Source organism: Nonomuraea fastidiosa, assembly GCF_042751225.1.
Classification (GTDB): Bacteria; Actinomycetota; Actinomycetes; order Streptosporangiales; family Streptosporangiaceae; genus Nonomuraea; species Nonomuraea fastidiosa.
This window is the reverse complement of sequence record NZ_CP170570.1, coordinates 6,488,893-6,505,297: the sequence shown is the minus strand read 5'-3', so window position 1 is coordinate 6,505,297 and position 16,405 is coordinate 6,488,893. Positions and strand designations below refer to the sequence as shown.

At 71.5% G+C, this 16,405-nt stretch carries 13 protein-coding genes; 4 read left to right on the top strand and 9 right to left on the bottom strand.

The window, feature by feature from the left end; translation table 11 throughout:
- Positions 1 to 72 precede the first annotated feature (72 nt).
- Positions 73 to 1,782, bottom strand: coding sequence for a GAF domain-containing protein (locus ACFMQL_RS29835; RefSeq protein ID WP_364053752.1), 1,710 nt, complete (start codon positions 1,780 to 1,782; stop codon positions 73 to 75).
- 108 nt (positions 1,783 to 1,890) lie between these two features.
- Here ACFMQL_RS29835 and ACFMQL_RS29830 point away from each other — a divergent pair, with 108 nt between their 5' ends.
- On the top strand, positions 1,891 to 3,273 hold the full coding sequence (locus tag ACFMQL_RS29830; RefSeq protein ID WP_378788092.1) for a glutamine synthetase family protein: 1,383 nt from the start codon (positions 1,891 to 1,893) through the stop codon (positions 3,271 to 3,273).
- Positions 3,274 to 3,492: 219 nt separating this feature from the next.
- Complete coding sequence (locus tag ACFMQL_RS29825; RefSeq protein ID WP_378788090.1) at positions 3,493 to 5,292, top strand: alkyl/aryl-sulfatase; 1,800 nt, start codon at positions 3,493 to 3,495, stop codon at positions 5,290 to 5,292.
- A 4-nt stretch (positions 5,293 to 5,296) separates the two neighbouring features.
- Here ACFMQL_RS29825 and ACFMQL_RS29820 read toward each other — a convergent pair whose 3' ends face one another.
- From ACFMQL_RS29820 to ACFMQL_RS29785, 8 genes are all read right to left on the bottom strand, one after another.
- On the bottom strand, positions 5,297 to 5,452 hold the full coding sequence (locus tag ACFMQL_RS29820; protein ID WP_378788088.1) for a hypothetical protein: 156 nt from the start codon (positions 5,450 to 5,452) through the stop codon (positions 5,297 to 5,299).
- 4 nt (positions 5,453 to 5,456) lie between these two features.
- Positions 5,457 to 5,690 (bottom strand): LapA family protein, encoded by a 234-nt coding sequence (locus tag ACFMQL_RS29815; RefSeq protein WP_364053761.1) that lies wholly within the window; start codon positions 5,688 to 5,690, stop codon positions 5,457 to 5,459.
- 491 nt (positions 5,691 to 6,181) lie between these two features.
- Positions 6,182 to 7,390 carry an acyl-CoA dehydrogenase family protein gene (locus ACFMQL_RS29810; RefSeq protein ID WP_364053764.1) on the bottom strand — a complete coding sequence of 403 codons (1,209 nt, stop codon included), beginning with the start codon at positions 7,388 to 7,390 and terminating at the stop codon, positions 6,182 to 6,184.
- An 85-nt stretch (positions 7,391 to 7,475) separates the two neighbouring features.
- On the bottom strand, positions 7,476 to 8,402 hold the full coding sequence (locus ACFMQL_RS29805) for a glucosyl-3-phosphoglycerate synthase (RefSeq protein WP_364053767.1): 927 nt from the start codon (positions 8,400 to 8,402) through the stop codon (positions 7,476 to 7,478).
- A 434-nt stretch (positions 8,403 to 8,836) separates the two neighbouring features.
- Positions 8,837 to 10,882 carry a beta-galactosidase gene (locus tag ACFMQL_RS29800; protein ID WP_364053770.1) on the bottom strand — a complete coding sequence of 682 codons (2,046 nt, stop codon included), beginning with the start codon at positions 10,880 to 10,882 and terminating at the stop codon, positions 8,837 to 8,839.
- A 46-nt stretch (positions 10,883 to 10,928) separates the two neighbouring features.
- Positions 10,929 to 12,290 carry a sugar ABC transporter substrate-binding protein gene (locus ACFMQL_RS29795; protein WP_364053773.1) on the bottom strand — a complete coding sequence of 454 codons (1,362 nt, stop codon included), beginning with the start codon at positions 12,288 to 12,290 and terminating at the stop codon, positions 10,929 to 10,931.
- 70 nt (positions 12,291 to 12,360) lie between these two features.
- Complete coding sequence (locus ACFMQL_RS29790; RefSeq protein ID WP_378788084.1) at positions 12,361 to 13,269, bottom strand: carbohydrate ABC transporter permease; 909 nt, start codon at positions 13,267 to 13,269, stop codon at positions 12,361 to 12,363.
- 3 nt (positions 13,270 to 13,272) lie between these two features.
- On the bottom strand, positions 13,273 to 14,229 hold the full coding sequence (locus tag ACFMQL_RS29785) for a carbohydrate ABC transporter permease (RefSeq protein ID WP_378788082.1): 957 nt from the start codon (positions 14,227 to 14,229) through the stop codon (positions 13,273 to 13,275).
- A 505-nt stretch (positions 14,230 to 14,734) separates the two neighbouring features.
- Here ACFMQL_RS29785 and ACFMQL_RS29780 point away from each other — a divergent pair.
- Both ACFMQL_RS29780 and ACFMQL_RS29775 read left to right on the top strand, forming a co-directional pair.
- On the top strand, positions 14,735 to 15,724 hold the full coding sequence (locus ACFMQL_RS29780) for a LacI family DNA-binding transcriptional regulator (protein WP_364057452.1): 990 nt from the start codon (positions 14,735 to 14,737) through the stop codon (positions 15,722 to 15,724).
- Between the two features lie 45 nt (positions 15,725 to 15,769).
- Positions 15,770 to 16,405, top strand: coding sequence for a TetR/AcrR family transcriptional regulator (locus tag ACFMQL_RS29775; RefSeq protein WP_378788080.1), 636 nt, complete (start codon positions 15,770 to 15,772; stop codon positions 16,403 to 16,405).

Below are 16,405 nucleotides of genomic sequence, written 5' to 3'. Positions count from 1 at the left end.
GGGGCGCGTCACGGCCCCTTCCCGCATCGACCCGGCCGCTCGATGGAGCCGCCGTCATGGCCTCTTCCCGCATCATCCGGGCTGCTCGATGGGGACGCGCCATATCAGCCGGGTGCCGCCCTCGCCGGGCGTCTCCAGCTCGGCCGTCCCGCCCAGGCATGCGGCGCGCTCCTCGATGTTGCGCAGGCCGCTGCGGCGTCCGCCGCCGCCCACGCCGACCCCGTCGTCGGTGACCGTCAGCGTGAGCACGCCGCCCCCGACCTCGACGGACACCTCGGCGCGCGTGGCGCGTGAGTGGCGTACGACGTTGGACAGAGACTCGCGCAGCACGGCGAGCAGGTGCTCGGCGACCGGCTCCGGCACCAGCGTGTCGAGCTGCCCCTCCATGCGCAGACCGGGCATGAACCCCAGGTGCGCTCCCGCGCCCTCCACCAGGCCGACGATCTGCGAGCGCAGTCCGGGCACGGCCTCCTCGTGCGGCCCCTGGAGGGCGAAGATGGACGAGCGGATCTGCCGGATCGTCTCGTCCAGCTCGTCGATGGCGTGCTGGAGCCGCTTCGACGCCTCGGGATGGTCCACCAGCCGCGCGGTGCTCATCAGCGTCATCGCGGTCGCGAACAACCGCTGGATGACCACGTCGTGCAGGTCCCTGGCGATGCGGTCGCGGTCCTCCAGCAGGCTCAGCCGTTCGGCGTCGCGCCGGACCTCGGCCAGCTCCAGCGCGATCGCGGCCTGGCCCGCGTACGACTCCAGCATGCGCCGGTCGGCGTCGCTGAACGGCAGCCTGCCGCTGCGCTTGGCCAGCGCGAGCACGCCGCGCACGCTCGGGGCGGCGCCGAGGGGGATCATCAGCCCGGGTCCGTGGCCGAGCTTGCGGGCCGCGGCGGACGTGTCGGGCGCGTCCCGCAGGTCGCGTTCGGCTCGCGGCTCGCCGCGCGTGAACACCTCGCCGAGCGCCGTGCCGGACATCCCGTACGTGGTGCCGAGCAGCTCTTCCGCCCGCTCGCCCTCGGCCACCTCCACCGTCAGCGTCCGGCCCTCCGGGTCGGGCAGCAGCACCACGACGACGTCGGCGTCGCACATGTCGCGGGCGCGGGCGGCCATGGTGCTCAGCACCAGCCGGGTGTCGGCGCCGGACAGCAGGCTGGTGGTCACCTCCGCGGACGCCTGCAGCCAGGTCTCGCGGCGGCGCGACTCCTCGTACAGGCGGGCGTTCTCGATGGCGACGCCGGCGGCGCTGGCCAGCGCGACCACCACGGCCTCGTCGTCCTCGTCGAACTCGCCGCCGCCGCGCTTCTCGGTGAGGTAGAGGTTGCCGAACACCTCGTCGCGTACGCGGAGCGGCACGCCGAGGAAGCTGCCCATGGGCGGGTGGCCGGGCGGGAAGCCGTACGACTCGGGATGGTCGGAGATGCGGGCCAGCCGCAGCGGCCTGGCGTCCTTGATGAGCAGGCCGAGGATGCCGAGGCCGTGCGGCCAGTGCTCGATGCGGGCGATCTCCTCCTCGGTCAGCCCGACCGGGATGAACTGGACGAGCGTCTGATCTTCCCCCAGCACGCCCAGAGCGCCGTAGCCGGCGTCGACCAGCTTCGTGGCGGTCTCCACAATGCGGCGCAGCACGGTCTCGAGGTCGAGGTCGCTGCCCACGGACACGACGGCCTCGAGCAGCGCGTGCACCCTGTCGCGGGTGGCCAGCACCGCGTTGAGCCTGGTCTGCAGCTCCGCCAGCAGCTCGTCGAGGCGCATCTGGGGGAGCAGCGGGCGATGCTCGCTCTCCGACATACGGCCAGTGTCGCACCGGGGGTCGCCGGGGTCGAAACCTGCCCGCGCTCATCGCAGGGCCGCTGTAGAGTGATCACACGACTACGCAAAGTGACGAAGGGGTGGCCCATGCTCGATCAAGCCATCGCCGGTGCGGCGCAGCACGGGGCGGACGCCCTCGACCCGCTCGGCGTCGCCGGGATCACGATCGTGTGGGCCGACAACAACGGCATCCCCCGTTCCCGTACGGTGCCGGCCGCCGCGTTCGACGCCGTGGCCGAGCGCGGGGTCGGGATCACGCCGCTGTTCGCGGTGTTCGACTCCCACGACACCATCTGCTTCGGCCACGCCCCCTTGGGCGGGCCTTCTGGCGACATCCGGCTGGTGCCGGTCGTCGATCGGATGGTCCGGCTGGCCGGGCAGCCGGGGTTCGCCTGGGTGCCGGGCCGCCAGGTGGCGGCCGACGGGTCGCCGTGGCCGTACTGCCCGCGCGGGGTGCTGGAGCGTCAAGTCGAACGGGCGGCGGCGCTGGGGCTGGAGTTCCGGGCCGGCGATGAGATGGAGTTCCACCTGAGCCGGGCCGGCGACGATGACGGCGACGGCGAGGTCCGCCCCATCTACGACGGTCCCTCCTACGGTCCGGCCAAGATGCTGTCCGTCGACGGCTTCGCCGAGCAGCTGCTGCGCGACCTGCACCACAACGGCGTGCCCGTGGTCCAGTTCCACGGCGAGTACGGCCCCGGGCAGTTCGAGTTCTCGCTCGCCCCCGCCGACCCGGTCACGGCGGCCGACCGGCAGCTGCTGGCCCGCCAGACCGTGCACGCGGCGGCCAGGGCGCACGGGCTGCGGGCGAGCTTCGCTCCCCTGGTCACGCTCGGCCAGGTGGGCAACGGCTGGCACCTGCACACCTCGGTGTCGCGGGCCGGACGCAACCTGCTGTCGGGCGGCGACGGGCCCGCGGGGATGACCGCCGAGGGGGCGGCGTACCTCGCGGGGCTGCTGCGCGATCTGCCCGCCGTGGTGGCGGTGACCGCGCCCAGCCTGTCGTCGCTGCAGCGGCTGCGGCCCGGCTACTGGTGCGGCGCGTACGCGTGCTGGGGCGTCGAGAACCGCGAGGCGGCCCTGCGTCTGGTCCCCGCCACGCCGCTGCTCGGCCCCGGCCACGCCAACGTCGAGCTGAAGCCGTCCGACGCGGCCGCCAACCCCTACCTGGCGCTGGCCGTGGTGATCGCCGCCGGGCTCGGCGGCATCGAAGAGGGTCTCGTGCCGCCCGCCCCCGTACAGGACAACCCCGGCGACTGGAGCGAGGCGCGGCGCGCCGAGCACGGCGTGCACCGCCTGCCCTCGACGGTGGAGCAGCAGCTCGGGGCGCTGCTGGGCAACGCCCGCATCCGCGGGGCGCTGGGCGAGGACCTGACCGACGCGTTCCGCGTGGTACGCCAGTCGGACGCGGCCAGAGCGGAGGGCCAGGACGCCGCCGAGATCGTCCGCTCGTACCGCTGGCTCTACTGACCCTGCACGCTGGGTGGATCCTCTACGACAGGGCGGCGACGAGCCGCCGGCGGCCTGGCCGGCGGGCTTGGGCCGTCCTGTGCCGGCGGAGCCGTGGCGTGGCCGATGCAGAGAGCATGCCGTGACGCTGTGGTGACGCTGTCAAAGAGACGGTCACGGGCGGGTGAGGGTAGCGGCTCGCGGTGCGGAGCGGGCGCACCGGCGGGAACGTCTGGGTGCATGGCAGATCTTCCCGTTGACGACCGGGCGGACTTCGAGGCCGCTGACCGCGGATTCGTGGCGGCGCTGGACCCGGCGACCGTGACGGCCGACGGGCGCGCGGTGTGGGACACCGAGTCCTACTCCTTCCTGCAGCAGGAGTGCCCGGACACGGCGCATCCCAGCCTGTGGCGGCAGGGGCAGCTGTGCGTCAAGCAGGGCCTGTACGCGGTGACCGACGGCATCTACCAGATCCGCGGCCTGGACCTGTCGAACATGACCCTGATCGAGGGCGAGCGCGGCGTCATCGTGGTCGACCCGCTGCTGTCCGTCGAGTGCGCCGCGGCCGGGCTGAAGCTCTATCGCGACCACCGGGGCGACCGCCCGGTCACCGCGGTGATCTACACACACTCCCATGCCGACCACTTCGGCGGGGTACGCGGCGTCACCGGCGGCGGTGTGCCGATCCTGGCGCCGGCCGGGTTCATGCACCACGCGGTGTCGGAGAACGTCTACGCCGGCACCGCGATGAACCGGCGCGCCACCTACATGTACGGCCCTGCTCTGCCCCGCTCGCCGGAGGGCCAGATCGGCTGCGGGCTCGGCATGACCACGTCGACCGGCACCATCTCCCTCATCCCGCCGACCAAGGACATCACCCGTACCGGCCAGGAGGAGACGCTCGACGGCGTGCGGATCGTCTTCCAGATCACCCCGGGCACCGAGGCCCCGGCGGAGATGAACTTCATCATCCCCGACCGCCGGGCGCTGTGCATGGCCGAGAACGCCACGCACACGCAGCACAACATCCTCACGCTGCGCGGCGCTCAGGTCCGCGACGCCCGTGTCTGGGCGCGCTATCTCACCGAGGCGATCGCCCTGTTCGCCGACCACGCCGACGTCGTCTTCGCCTCCCACCACTGGCCCACCTGGGGCCGGGAGAACATCGTGCGGTTCGTCAGCCGGCAGCGTGACATGTACGCGTACCTGCACGATCAGACGCTGCGCATGCTGAACAAGGGCATGACGGGCGTCGAGATCGCCGAGGCGATGCGGCTGCCTCCGGCCCTGGAACAGGCGTGGCACACGCACGGCTACTACGGCTCGGTCAGCCACAACGTCAAGGCCATCTACCAGCGCTATCTGGGCTGGTTCGACGGCAACCCGGCCCATCTGTGGGAGCATCCCCCGGTCGAGCAGGCACGCCGGTACGTCGAGTGCATGGGCGGGCGCGAGGGCGTCCTCGCCTTCGCCCGCCGCTACCTCGACGACGGCGACCTGCGTTTCGCCGCCGCGCTGCTCAACCACGCGGTCTTCGCCGACGAGCACGACGACCAGGCGCGATCGATGCTCGCCGAGGTCTACACCCGGCTCGGCCACGGCTCCGAGAACGGCACCTGGCGCAACTTCTACCTGGTCGGCGCGCTGGAGCTGACCGGCGGCGTCGTCCCCGCCGATATCGACACCTCCTCGCCGGAGCTGATGGCGGCTCTGACGGTCGAGCAGATCTTCGAGTCCCTGGCCATCCGCGTCGACGGCCCCCGAGCGTGGGAGGAGAGCCTGGCCATCGACTGGCACCTGACGGATCTGAACCAGTACCACCGCACCACGCTGTCCAACGGCGCGCTCATCCACCAGGCCGATCCGCCGCCACGGCAGCCGGCGGACCTGACGCTCACGCTCACCAAGCAGCAGCTTCTCGGCCTGCTCACCGGCCGGCCCGCCGACGGCATCGAGCACGAGGGCGACATGAACGTCCTGGCCCGCCTGATCGCCGTCCTGGAAGATCCCGATCCCGCGTTCGCGATCGTGACGCCGTGACCTCTCAGGCGAACGGGCCGGCCATGCCCTTGGCGAGGAACGGCAGGCCGGACGCCAGGATCATAGGAGGGTGCACCCACCTGGCCGGCGTGGATCGTGCTGCCTTGCGCGGGCGGCGTTGCGCCGCGGACTGGACGCGCTCCCGCAGCCGGCTGCGCACGCCGTCACCGGCCCTTTCGGCTCCTGCTGCCTGCCAGCGCGCCGATCAGGATCCCGACGACGGTGCATGCCACCAGCGCGACCCACAGCGGGGCGGTCACCGCGATCGTGAACAGGCGGATCACCGCGTCCTGCCGGTTCTGCAGGATGAACGCGACCGCCAGCACCAGCAGCACGAGCGCCAGCCACACGCGCGGCGGCACCGCCCCGAGACGGCCTCCCGGACCCTGCTCTGCCACGAAACCCTCCAGATGTTGTGAGCGCCGATGTTTCGATCAGGCCGTCCCCAGCGCGACCGGAAGGGCGGCTCGGCCCGCCTTCCCCGCCGTCTGGGCTGTCGCCTCAGGAACCGCCGTGCCGGCCGGGACGCTCCCATCGCTGACGGCGTCGAAGCGGCCGGCGGCTGGCGGACCGGGGTCCACCGAGCATGCGCGACGTCCACGGCATTCGTCGCCGTACACGCCGAACACTGCGCCGCATATGGCGTGCGGCTGGGCAATCTTGCCGAAAACCAGAACGGCGACCCTGGGCGACGGGCGCGTTCTCGAACGACTTCCGGCGCGCCCTCGCTCTTCGCCGGGCGGTTGCCGGTCGCTTCGCCTGAGTTACCGGCCTGCCGGCGCCCAGGGCGGAGGACGGTGATCGGCGAACGCACGAGGCCGTAGTGAGCCTGTCGGTGAGCGCGAGGGATGGCGGGTTGCGGACAAGACCTCCCCGAAGTGCAGTGGTCTCATCGGATGGGGAGGCCGGTGACCGCGCGGCCGATGATCAGGCGCTGGATCTCCGAGGTGCCTTCGAAGATGGTGTAGATCTTGGCGTCGCGGTGGAAGCGTTCCACCGGGTGGTCCCTGGTGTAGCCGGCGCCGCCGAGGATCTGGATGGCCTGTTCGGTGACCCACACGGCGGTCTCGCCCGCCACCAGCTTCGACATCGAGCCTTCCGCCTGTTCGAAGCGGCGGCCGTTGCGGGCCATCCAGGCGGCGCGCCAGGTGAGCAGGCGGGCCATGTCGACGCGGGTGGCCATCTCGGCGAGGAGGAAGGCGATCGCCTGGTTCTCACCGATCTTGCGGCCGAACTGGGTGCGTTCGCGGGCGTAGTCCCTGGCGTACTCGAAGGCGGCGCGGGCGATGCCGACCGCCATGGCGGCGACCGAGGGGCGGGTGGTCTCGAAGGTGCGCATCGCGGCCTGCTCGCCTGCGCGCTCGCCGTTGCGTACGCGGGCCAGCCGCGCCTTCAGCTTCTCCTCGCCGCCGAGCAGGCACGAGGCGGGCACCCGGACGTCCTCCAGGACGACCTCGGCGGTGTGGGAGGCGCGGATGCCGTGCTTGCGGAACTTCTGCCCCATGGACAGCCCCGGCGTGCCGGGCGGGATGATGAACGACGCCTGGCCTCGGGTGCCGAGCGAGGGATCGACGGAGGCGACGACGATGTGAACGTTCGCGATGCCGCCGTTGGTGGCCCAGGTCTTGACGCCGTTGAGCACCCAGTCGCCGCCGTCGCGGACGGCGCGGGTGCGGATGGCGCCGACGTCGGAGCCGGCGTCGGGCTCGGAGGCGCAGAAGGCGCCGAGTTTGACGTCGTTCTCGGTGCCGAACATCTGTGGCAGCCACTCCCCCATCTGTTCGGGGGTGCCGTTGGCGGCGAGTGCGGCGGCGGCCAGGCCGGTGCCGGTGATCGACAGGCCGATGCCGGCGTCGCCCCAGAAGATCTCCTCGAACGCCACGGGCAGCGCCAGCCCGCTCTCCTCGAACCACTGGGTGGCGAAGAAGTCGAGGGAGTACAGGCCGATCTTGGCGGCCTCCTGGATGACCGGCCATGGGGTTTCTTCGCGCTCGTCCCATTCGGCGCCGGCGGGGCGGATCACGTCGCGGGCGAAGGCGTGGACCCAGTCGCGCACCTCTTTGACGTCGTCGCTGAGCTCCGGGCAGAAACCCGTCATGTCGCCGCACCCCTCGGACCGCGTCGCCGTTTCACGGTGGCAACACCTTACCGGCGAGTAGGCCCTGCGGTCCCGCGAGTGCGGTTCAGGGGTTGACGGTGATCATCGGTGGACGTTCGCCGATGCCGATGTCGCGGATGAGCACTTCGTGCCCCTCCAGCCCCCTCCTGAACTGGCAGAGCCGCGTCGCCGGCGGGGCGACCGAGCTGATGCGGCCCTGGCGTTCCAGGCGGGACCAGGCGGCGAGCATGATCTGGGCGGACATCATGCCCAGCGCCTCGGTGCACTGCGGCGCGTGCTCGCGCGAGCCCAGGTCCACCTGTGCGAGCCCGTCGAGCCCGCCCAGCTCCAGCAGGTCGATGAGCAGGCCGAGCTCCACGGCGTACCCGGTGAGGAACGGGATGCGTTCGAGCGCGGAGCGGCGGCCGGCGTACTCGCCGGCGAGCGGCTGGATGAACCCGGCCAGCTCGGGCCAGTACAGGTTGATGAGCGGGCGTGCGACGAGCTCGGTGACGCGCCCGCCGCCGTTGGGGGTGCCGTGGAGCGGGCGGTCGTAGCATCCCTTGGCGTACATGACGGTCGGGTCGGAGAGCAGCGGCCCGAGGACGCCGAGTATCAGCGAGGCGCGGAAGTTGCGGATGTCGGCGTCGGCGAAGACGAGCACGTCACCCGACGTGACGGCCAGCGACTTCCACAGCGCCTCTCCCTTGCCGTCCATGGGCTTGAGTCCCGGAAGGATCTCATCCTGAGCGTGCACCCTCGCTCCTGCCCGGGCGGCCACCCGGGCGGTGTCGTCGGTCGAACGCGAGTCGATGACCACGAGCTCGTCCACGAGCGGAGCCAGCTCCCGCCGGATCACGCCGACGATCTCTCCCACGGTCTCGCGCTCGTCGCGGGCCGGGAGCACCACGCTGACGGTGGTATCACCCTTGGCGGCCACCAGGTCCTGAACCGGCCAGTCCCCGGCGGACGAAGTGCGGCGTCGCAACCATCCGTGCACTTCAGGAAGCATGCGACCCCTCCCTCCGTATCCCGATATGTCAGCGTATGTGAGATGCCCATTAAGCCCGAGAAGCGATCGTCTTCGCGGGTCAAGGGGCTTTGAGAAAGTTCGGGCGGCAAGTAACGCCGTCGCAAAGGCGCAACCGGAGCGCGGGCAAGGTTCGCGCGCTCAAGGAATAAGCGCTTCGTGGTGAGGTGGCCGGTTCCTGTGTACAGGCGGGGTGCGGTTCCGGTTTTCAAGCGGGTGACTCGGGGCCGTCCCCCGCCCGGACGGCCCGGCGCGGCGGGCGCGTCATCGGCCCGGTCTCGTCCGTCCCCCGCCTGGACGGCCCGGCGGCCCCTGGGGCGCGTCATCGGCCCGGCCCTCGTCCGTTCCGCGCCCGGACGGCCCGCCGGTGCCGGCTGATCCGTCCGGGTTCGGCAATGAGACGGCCAGGAAAGGCCCTATGAGGCCGCCGGGCGGCGCAGCACGCGCACCTGGCCGGGCTTGAGCGCGGCGTCGGGCGCCAGCGACGGCCCGGTCAGCGGCTCCCCGTCGAGCGCCGACACGTCCACCTGCCGGTCCCCGCGGTTGACGAGGAACCAGTAGTCGTACCTCCCGTCGGTGCGTACGGCCAGCTCGACCTGCCCGCGCAGCTCGTCGGGCAGCTCGGAGCCGACGCCCGCCGGCTCCAGCAGCAGCGGCAGCAGCACGGCCAGCCCGTCGGGGCCGAGGCGGGTGGAGACGTACGAGGCCGTCCCCGCACCCGAGCGGCGGCGGGTGATCGCCGGACGCCCGGCCTGCTCGCCCGTCTTGTACGCCGCAAGCACCTCGGTCTCCGGCCCGGCGAGGTCGATGCGGTCGGTCCACAGGGTACCGGTGACGCCGAGGTCGAGATCGACGCCGTCGCCGTCGAGGAGCGGCCCGAACTCCTGGATGCGGATGCCGAGCAGGTCGCGCAGCGCGCCCGGATAGCCGCCGAGCCAGACGCGGTCGTCCTGGTCCACGATGCCGGAGAAGTAGGTGGCGACGAGGTGGCCGCCGCCCGCCACGTACGCCTCCAGGCGGCGGGCCAGCGCGGCGGGCACGACGTGCAGGATGGGCGCGACCACCAGGTCGTAGCCGGACAGCTCGGCGGCCACCGGCACCACGTCGGCGCGCACGCCCGCCGCGAGGAACGCCGAGTACCAGTCGAGCGCCTCCTGCCGGTAGCGCAGCAGGGAGGTGGGGTGGGAGTCCAGCTCGGCGGCCCACCACGACTCCCAGTCGAACAGGATCGCGGCGCGCGCGGGCCGCCGCCTGCTGCCCGCGACGGGCGCGAGCGCGGCCAGCGTGGCGCCGAGGTCGGTCACGGCCCTGAACACGTCGCTGTCCTCGCCCGCGTGCGGCACCATCGCCGAGTGGTACTTCTCGGCGCCGCCCGCCGACTGCCGCCACTGGAAGAAGCAGACGGCGTCGGCGCCGTAGCCGACGTGGGTGAGCGAGTCGCGGGCCATGCCGCCGGGCCGCTTGGCGAGGTTGACCGGCTGCCAGTTGACGGCGCTGGTGGAGTGCTCCATGAGGAACCAGGGCTCGCCGCCGGCCAGCATGCCGGTGAGGTTGGCCGAGAACGACAGCTCGTCCTGGGCCTGCGGGCCGGTCAGCACGTAGTGGTCGTTGGCCACGAAGTCGACCTCGGAAGCCCAGTCGGCGTAGTTCATCCCCTTGGTCTCGCCCATCACCATGAAGTTGGTGGTGACCGGGACGTCCGGGGTGATCCGGCGCAGCACCTCGCGCTCGGCGCGCAGGTGTTCCTTGAGCGCGTCGGAGGAGAAGCGCTTGAAGTCGAGCTGCTGCGTCGGGTTGGGGAAGGACGCGGCCAGGCGCGGCGGCAGGATCTCCGCCCAGTCGCCGTAACGCTGGGACCAGAACGCGGTGGCCCAGGCCCGGTTCAGCTCGTCGAGTGTGCCGTAGCGGGCGCGCAGCCAGTCGCGGAAGGCGGTGGCGGCGTCGTCGGAGTAGTCGTAGACGTTGTGGCAGCCCAGCTCGTTCGACACGTGCCAGGCGGCCAGCGCCGGGTGGCCGGCGTACCGGGTGGCGAGGGCCTCGACCAGGCGCAGCGCGTACCGGCGGAAGACCGGAGAGGTGGGGCGCCAATGCTGGCGCGCGCCCGGCCAGAGCGTGCGGCCCTGCTGGTCCACCGGCAGGATCTCCGGATGCTTGGCCGTCAGCCACGGCGGCGGCGAGGCCGTCGCCGTGGCGAGGTCGGCGGCGATGCCGTTGGCGTGCAACAGGTCCATCACCTCGTCGAGCCAGGCGAAGTCCCACCTGTCCTCGGCGGGCTGGAGATGCGCCCACGAGAAGATGGCCAGAGACACGATGTTGACCCCGGCCGCCCGCATCGCGCGCATGTCGGCGTCCCACACCTCCCGGGGCCACTGCTCCGGGTTGTAGTCCGCGCCGAACGCCAGCCTGGCCCGTTCCGGCTCTGACGGCCAGCGCACCCACCGGCGGCCGTGATCGACCTGCAACGTCTGCTCCTGTCTCGTGCTGTTCCTGGCGGAGAATGTCGATCGGTTACTGGACGGTGAAGCCCTGCTCCTGGCCGTACTTGATGGAGGCGTCCTGCCACGCCTTCAGGCCGTCCTGGAGCGTGGTGCCGGAGGTGTACGCCTTGCCGACGGTGTCGTTGAAGATGCTGTTGGCGTACACCTGGAACGGCAGGTACGACCAGCCGGGCGCGACCTGCTCGGCCGACTCGGCGAGCACCTGGTTGACCTTCTGGCCGCCGAAGTAGGGGAACTCCTTGTCCCTGAACTTCGGGTCCTGCAGGTGCGCGGTGGTGGCGGGGAAGGCGCCGCCGTCGATCCTGGTCTGCACGCCTTCGTCCACGGTGGCGTACTTGATGAAGGCGTAGGCGAGGGTCTTGTTCGCGGACGCCTCGGGCACCGCCAGAGAGCTGCCGCCGTTCTCGGCGGTGACCTTGCCGCCGGCCTCCCACTGCGGCATGGGCGCGACCCGCCACTTGCCGGAGGCGGCCTTGACGCCCGACTCGAAGTTGGCCGGCATCCAGGCGCCGGTCACCAGCGTGGCGATGGTGCCGTCGGCCAGGCCCTTGTACCACTCGTCCGTCCAGCCGACGACGGGCGAGAGCAGCTTGCCGTCGATGAGCTTCTGCCAGGTCGCGGTGAACTTCTGGGTGCCGGCGTCGGAGAAGTCGATGCCGACGCTGGTGCCGTCCACCTTGTACGGCCTGCCGCCCGCCTGCCAGATCATGCTGGTGGTGAAGCCCGCGTCGCCGCTGTCGCTGCCGATGTACGCCTTGGGGTCGGCCTTGTGCAGCTTCTCGGCGGCGGCCACGTACTCGTCCCAGGTCTTCGGCACCTCGATGTCGTGCTTGTCGAAGACCTCCTTGTTGTAGAACATCGCCATCGGGCCGGAGTCCATGGGCAGCCCGTAGACGGCGGGGCCGCCGGCGTGCACGGAGTTCCACGGGCCCGGGGTGAAGGTGCCTTCGAGTGAGCCGGCGCCGTACGCGCTGAGGTCGGTCACCGACTTCGACAGCGCGAACTGCGGCAGCGCGTAGTACTCGATCTGTGCCACGTCGGGCACGCCGGATCCGGCCTTGATCGCGTTCTGCAGCGCGGTGTACTGGTCGTTGCCGGTGCCGGCGTTGACCAGGTTGACCTTGACCTTGGGGTACTTCTCCTGGAAGTCGGCGACGACCTGCTTGAGCGTCGGCTCCCACGCCCAGACGGTGAGGTCGCCGCCCGCGTTCAGCGCGTTCTGCAGGTCGGCGTCGGAGACGCTCTGGGAGGCGGCGGCCGTGGCGGTCGCGCCTGAGCCGTCGCCGCCGCCGGATGAGCCGCAGGCGGTGGCGGCGAGTGACACGGTCAGTGCCGCGCCCAGCAGGAGGGCGTGACGACGGTTGATCGTCATGGGCGTTGCCTTTCTGAAATGTCTGCTCTGGTGTACGCGTTCGTGTCGCCGGCGCTCCGGCGGCGCCGGGTCAGCCCTTGACGCTCCCCGTGGCGAGGCCCGACTGCCAGTACCGCTGCAGCAGCAGGAACGCCGCGATCAGCGGGACGATGGTGAGCAGTGATCCGGTGATCACCAGGTTGAAGACGGCCTCGCCGCCCGCCGTGCCCGCCTGCTGGTTCCAGGCGTGCAGGCCAAGGGTGAGCGGGTACCAGTCGGGGTCCTTGAGCATGATCAGCGGCAGGAAGAAGTTGTTCCAGGTCGCGACCACGTTGAAGAGCAGGACCGTGACGATGCCGGGGCCGAGCAGCGGCAGGCTGATCCGGAAGAACGTGCGGAACTCGCCCGCGCCGTCCACCCGCGCGGACTCCAGGATCTCCTTCGGCACCGCGTCGGCGGCGTACGTCCAGATGAGGTAGAGGCCGAACGGCGAGATCAGCGACGGGATGATGATCGCCAACGGGGTGTTGGTGAGCCCCATGTCGGAGAAGAGCAGGAAGGTCGGTACGGCCAGCGCCGTGCCGGGCACCGCCACCGCGCCGATCACCACCGCGAAGACGGCCTTCTTGCCGGGGAAGTCGAACTTGGCCAGGCCGTAGCCGGCCAGTGTCGCGAGCAGGGTCGCGCCGCCCGCGCCGGCGACCACGTACAGGAGCGTGTTGAGCAGCCAGCGCGTGTAGACGCCGCCGTTGTAGCTGAAGGTCTGGGCGATGTTGTCGAACAGCGCGAAGTCGCCGGAGAACCACAGGCCGAACGACGACAGCAGGCTCTCCTGCGTCTTGGTGGCGTTGATCAGCAGCCAGGCCAGCGGGAGCAGCGTGTAGACCAGCATGAGCGTGGTCAGCGCGGTGAGCGTGCGGCTGCGGTGGCGCGGGCGCTGGTGGCGGATCACCAGCGGGCCGCGTCCTGCGCGGGCTCCGGGATGTGCGGTTGCGGCCATGGCTCAGACCGCCTTTCGCATGCCGCGGAGCTGGACGATGTACGCGATGATCATCGTGATGACGCCCATGATGATGGCGACGGCGGCGGAGTAGTCGAACTGCTGGCCGGCGAAGGACAGCGAGTAGGCGTACAGGTTGGGCGTGAAATAGGTGGTGATCGAGTTCGGCGCCAGCGTCTTGAGGATGCTGGGCTCGTTGAAGAGCTGGAAGCTGCCGATGATCGAGAAGATCGTGGCGATCACCAGGGCGCCGCGCAGGGCGGGCAGCTTGATCGACCAGATGATGCGGAACTGGCCGGCGCCGTCGATCTCGGCGGCCTCGTACAGCGAGGGGCTCACCACGCGCAGCGCCGAGTACAGGATCAGCATGTTGTAGCCGACGAACTCCCAGGTCACGATGTTGCCGATGGAGGCGAGGATGAGGTCGGGCGAGAGCGGGTCGGGCAGCGACCAGCCGAGCGCCTCGTTGAGGTTGCCGATGAGGCCGAACCTGGTGCCGTACATGAAGCCCCACATCAGCGTCGCCACGACGGCGGGCACCGCGTACGGCAGGAACACCGAGATGCGGAAGAACGCCGCGCCGTAGAGCCGGCCGCTGTCGATCGCGAGGGCCACCAGCAGCGCGAGGAACAGCATGATCGGCACCTGCACGACCAGGAACAGCGCCACCCTGCCGAACCCCGACCAGAACTGCGGGTCCTGCAGCGCCTTGATGTAGTTGTCCAGGCCGACGAACGCGGTACCGCCGACGAGCTGGGTGCGGTAGAGGCTGAGGTAGATCGAATAGCCGATCGGCGCCAGGAAGACGAGCGCGAACACCGCCATGAACGGCGCCACGAACCGCCAGCCGGTCCAGGACCGCCCGCCGGTCCCGCGCCTTCTGGTGCCCCGGCCGCGCTGGGCCGCCGCGGGCGGGCGCCCTCGCGCCTGCCTGCCGGGCGCGTAGCCTTCCGTGACCACCGGTCACTCCTCTCGCTGCCATGTTCACGTAAACATCGACCGCGGACGCATGTCACGCAGAGCGATGGTGGGGGATGCCGCAGTGATGTTTACGTTAACGTCTGCTGCGGTATGGTGGCACCCGCCTGACCTGGGGTCAAGGGGCGCCCCCTCATTGACAGCGGCCGGGACCTCCGCAAAGGATTTCCTGGCTGAACGGCTCGGACGCCGGCCGGGGCGGGCGCGTACCGGACGGACACGAGCAGAGAGTCAGCGACCTAGACCGGCAGGCAGGAGCGGCACGGGCATGGATCTGGACGACCCCGAACGGCAGGCGCCGACCGGCGGCGCGCGGCCGGGCGGGGGTGCGCAATCAGAGGGGGACGCGCACCCGGCTGAGAAGGCGCGCCCCGCGGAGGGCGCACGCCCGGCTGATCACGCACGGCAGGCCGGTGGCGAGCGGCCCGCCGGCGGCGCGCGACGCGGATCGGGGGTTCCCGGCGGGCGGCGCAGGCAGCGCGTGTCGATGGCCGACGTGGCCAGGCTGGCCGGCGTGTCGTCACAGACCGTCTCGCGGGTCGCCAACGGCCATCCCGGCGTCATCGGCTCCACCCGCGAGCAGGTGCTGGCCGCGATGCGCGAGCTGGGCTACCGGCCCAACAGCGCCGCCCGCGCCCTGCGGTACGGGCAGTTCAACACGATCGGCGTGATCCTGTTCAACCTGTCCACGATCGGCAACAGCCGCACCGTCGAGGCCATCGCCACCCACGCCGCCGCCGAGGGCTACGCGATCACGCTCATCCCCATCGACGTGCCGACCCAGGACAACGTGCTGGGCGCGTTCACCAGGATGGGCGAGCTGGCCGTGGACGCGGTCATCGTGATCCTGGAGGTGCACCTGCTCGACGCCGGCACGGTGACGCTGCCGCCCGGGGTGCACGCGGTGGTCGTCGACTCCGACGCGGGCGATCGCTACAGCGTGGTGGACACCGACCAGGCCGAGGGCGCCCGGTCGGCCGTACGCCACCTGCTCGGCCTCGGACACCGTACGGTCTGGCACGTCACCGGGCCGGAGTCGTCCTTCGCCGCGCAGCGCCGCGCCCAGGCGTGGCGGCTCGCGCTGGAGGAGGCGGGCCGGCCGGTGCCGCCGCCGCTGCACGGCGACTGGTCGGCGGGGTCCGGGTACACCGCCGGTCTCCGGCTGGCGGAGGAGCCCGGCTGCACGGCGGTGTTCGTCGCCAACGACCAGATGGCGCTGGGCGTGCTGCGGGCGCTTCACGAGCGGGGACGCTCGGTGCCCGGCGAGGTCAGCGTGGTCGGGTTCGACGACATCCCCGACTCGGCCTGCTTCGTGCCGCCGCTGACGACCGTGCACCAGGACTTCGCCGAGGTCGGGCGGCGGTGCGTGCAGCTCGTGCTGCGGCAGATCCGCGAGGGGGGCACCGCGCCGTCGGGCACGGACCTCGTGCCGACGCGGCTGGTCGTCCGCGCCAGCACGGCCCCGCCGCCCGCCTGACCGCTACACTCCGATGCGATCGCATCGATCAGGGGGTGAGCGTACGTGGCGGAGCGGCGTACCAGGGGACCGGGGGCACACCACGAGGAGCGGCGCGCCGAGATCGCCGACGCCGTGCTCGCCATCGTCGCCGAGCGGGGCCTCGGGGCCGTCTCGCTGACCGAGGTGGCCGCGCAGGCGGGCATCTCCCCCGGCCGGGTGCAGCACTACTTCCCCGCCAAGCGGCAGCTGCTTGAGGCGGCGTTCGAGCGGGGCAACGCGCTGTCGGCCGCCCGCATCAGGGAGAAGGCCGGATCCGATCTGGAGGCCGCCGATCCGCGCCTGGTGCTCACGACCGTGCTGACCGAGCTGGTGCCGTACGACGCGGTCACCGAGGCGCACATGCGGGTGCGGCAGTCGTTTCACGCCTTCGCCTTCGCCGAGGAGTCCATCGCCGCGCGGATGCGGGTGCTGTACGCCGGCTTCCACCGCCAGATGGCCGACCTGATCCGCAGGGACCAGCAGGCCGGCCGTATCGACCCCGGGCTCGACCCGCACGGGACGGCGCTCTCCCTGGTGGCGCTGGCCGAGGGGCTGGCCGCGTACGTGCTGACCGGCGTCACCCCGGGCCCGGTCGCCCGCGACCGCGTCCTCGCCGCCATCGCCGAGCTGTATTCGCCGGAGCGCGGCGGGGCCGGGTGA

Excerpts from the sequence above, each read along its gene's own strand:
- ACFMQL_RS29835 (WP_364053752.1), bottom strand. The coding sequence starts at position 1,782 with ATGTCGGAGAGCGAGCATCGCCCGCTGCTCCCCCAGATGCGCCTCGAC.
- ACFMQL_RS29830 (WP_378788092.1), top strand. The coding sequence starts at position 1,891 with ATGCTCGATCAAGCCATCGCCGGTGCGGCGCAGCACGGGGCGGACGCC.
- ACFMQL_RS29825 (WP_378788090.1), top strand. The coding sequence starts at position 3,493 with ATGGCAGATCTTCCCGTTGACGACCGGGCGGACTTCGAGGCCGCTGAC.
- ACFMQL_RS29810 (WP_364053764.1), bottom strand. The coding sequence starts at position 7,390 with ATGACGGGTTTCTGCCCGGAGCTCAGCGACGACGTCAAAGAGGTGCGC.
- ACFMQL_RS29805 (WP_364053767.1), bottom strand. The coding sequence starts at position 8,402 with ATGCTTCCTGAAGTGCACGGATGGTTGCGACGCCGCACTTCGTCCGCC.
- ACFMQL_RS29795 (WP_364053773.1), bottom strand. The coding sequence starts at position 12,290 with ATGACGATCAACCGTCGTCACGCCCTCCTGCTGGGCGCGGCACTGACC.
- ACFMQL_RS29790 (WP_378788084.1), bottom strand. The coding sequence starts at position 13,269 with ATGGCCGCAACCGCACATCCCGGAGCCCGCGCAGGACGCGGCCCGCTG.
- ACFMQL_RS29780 (WP_364057452.1), top strand. The coding sequence starts at position 14,735 with ATGGCCGACGTGGCCAGGCTGGCCGGCGTGTCGTCACAGACCGTCTCG.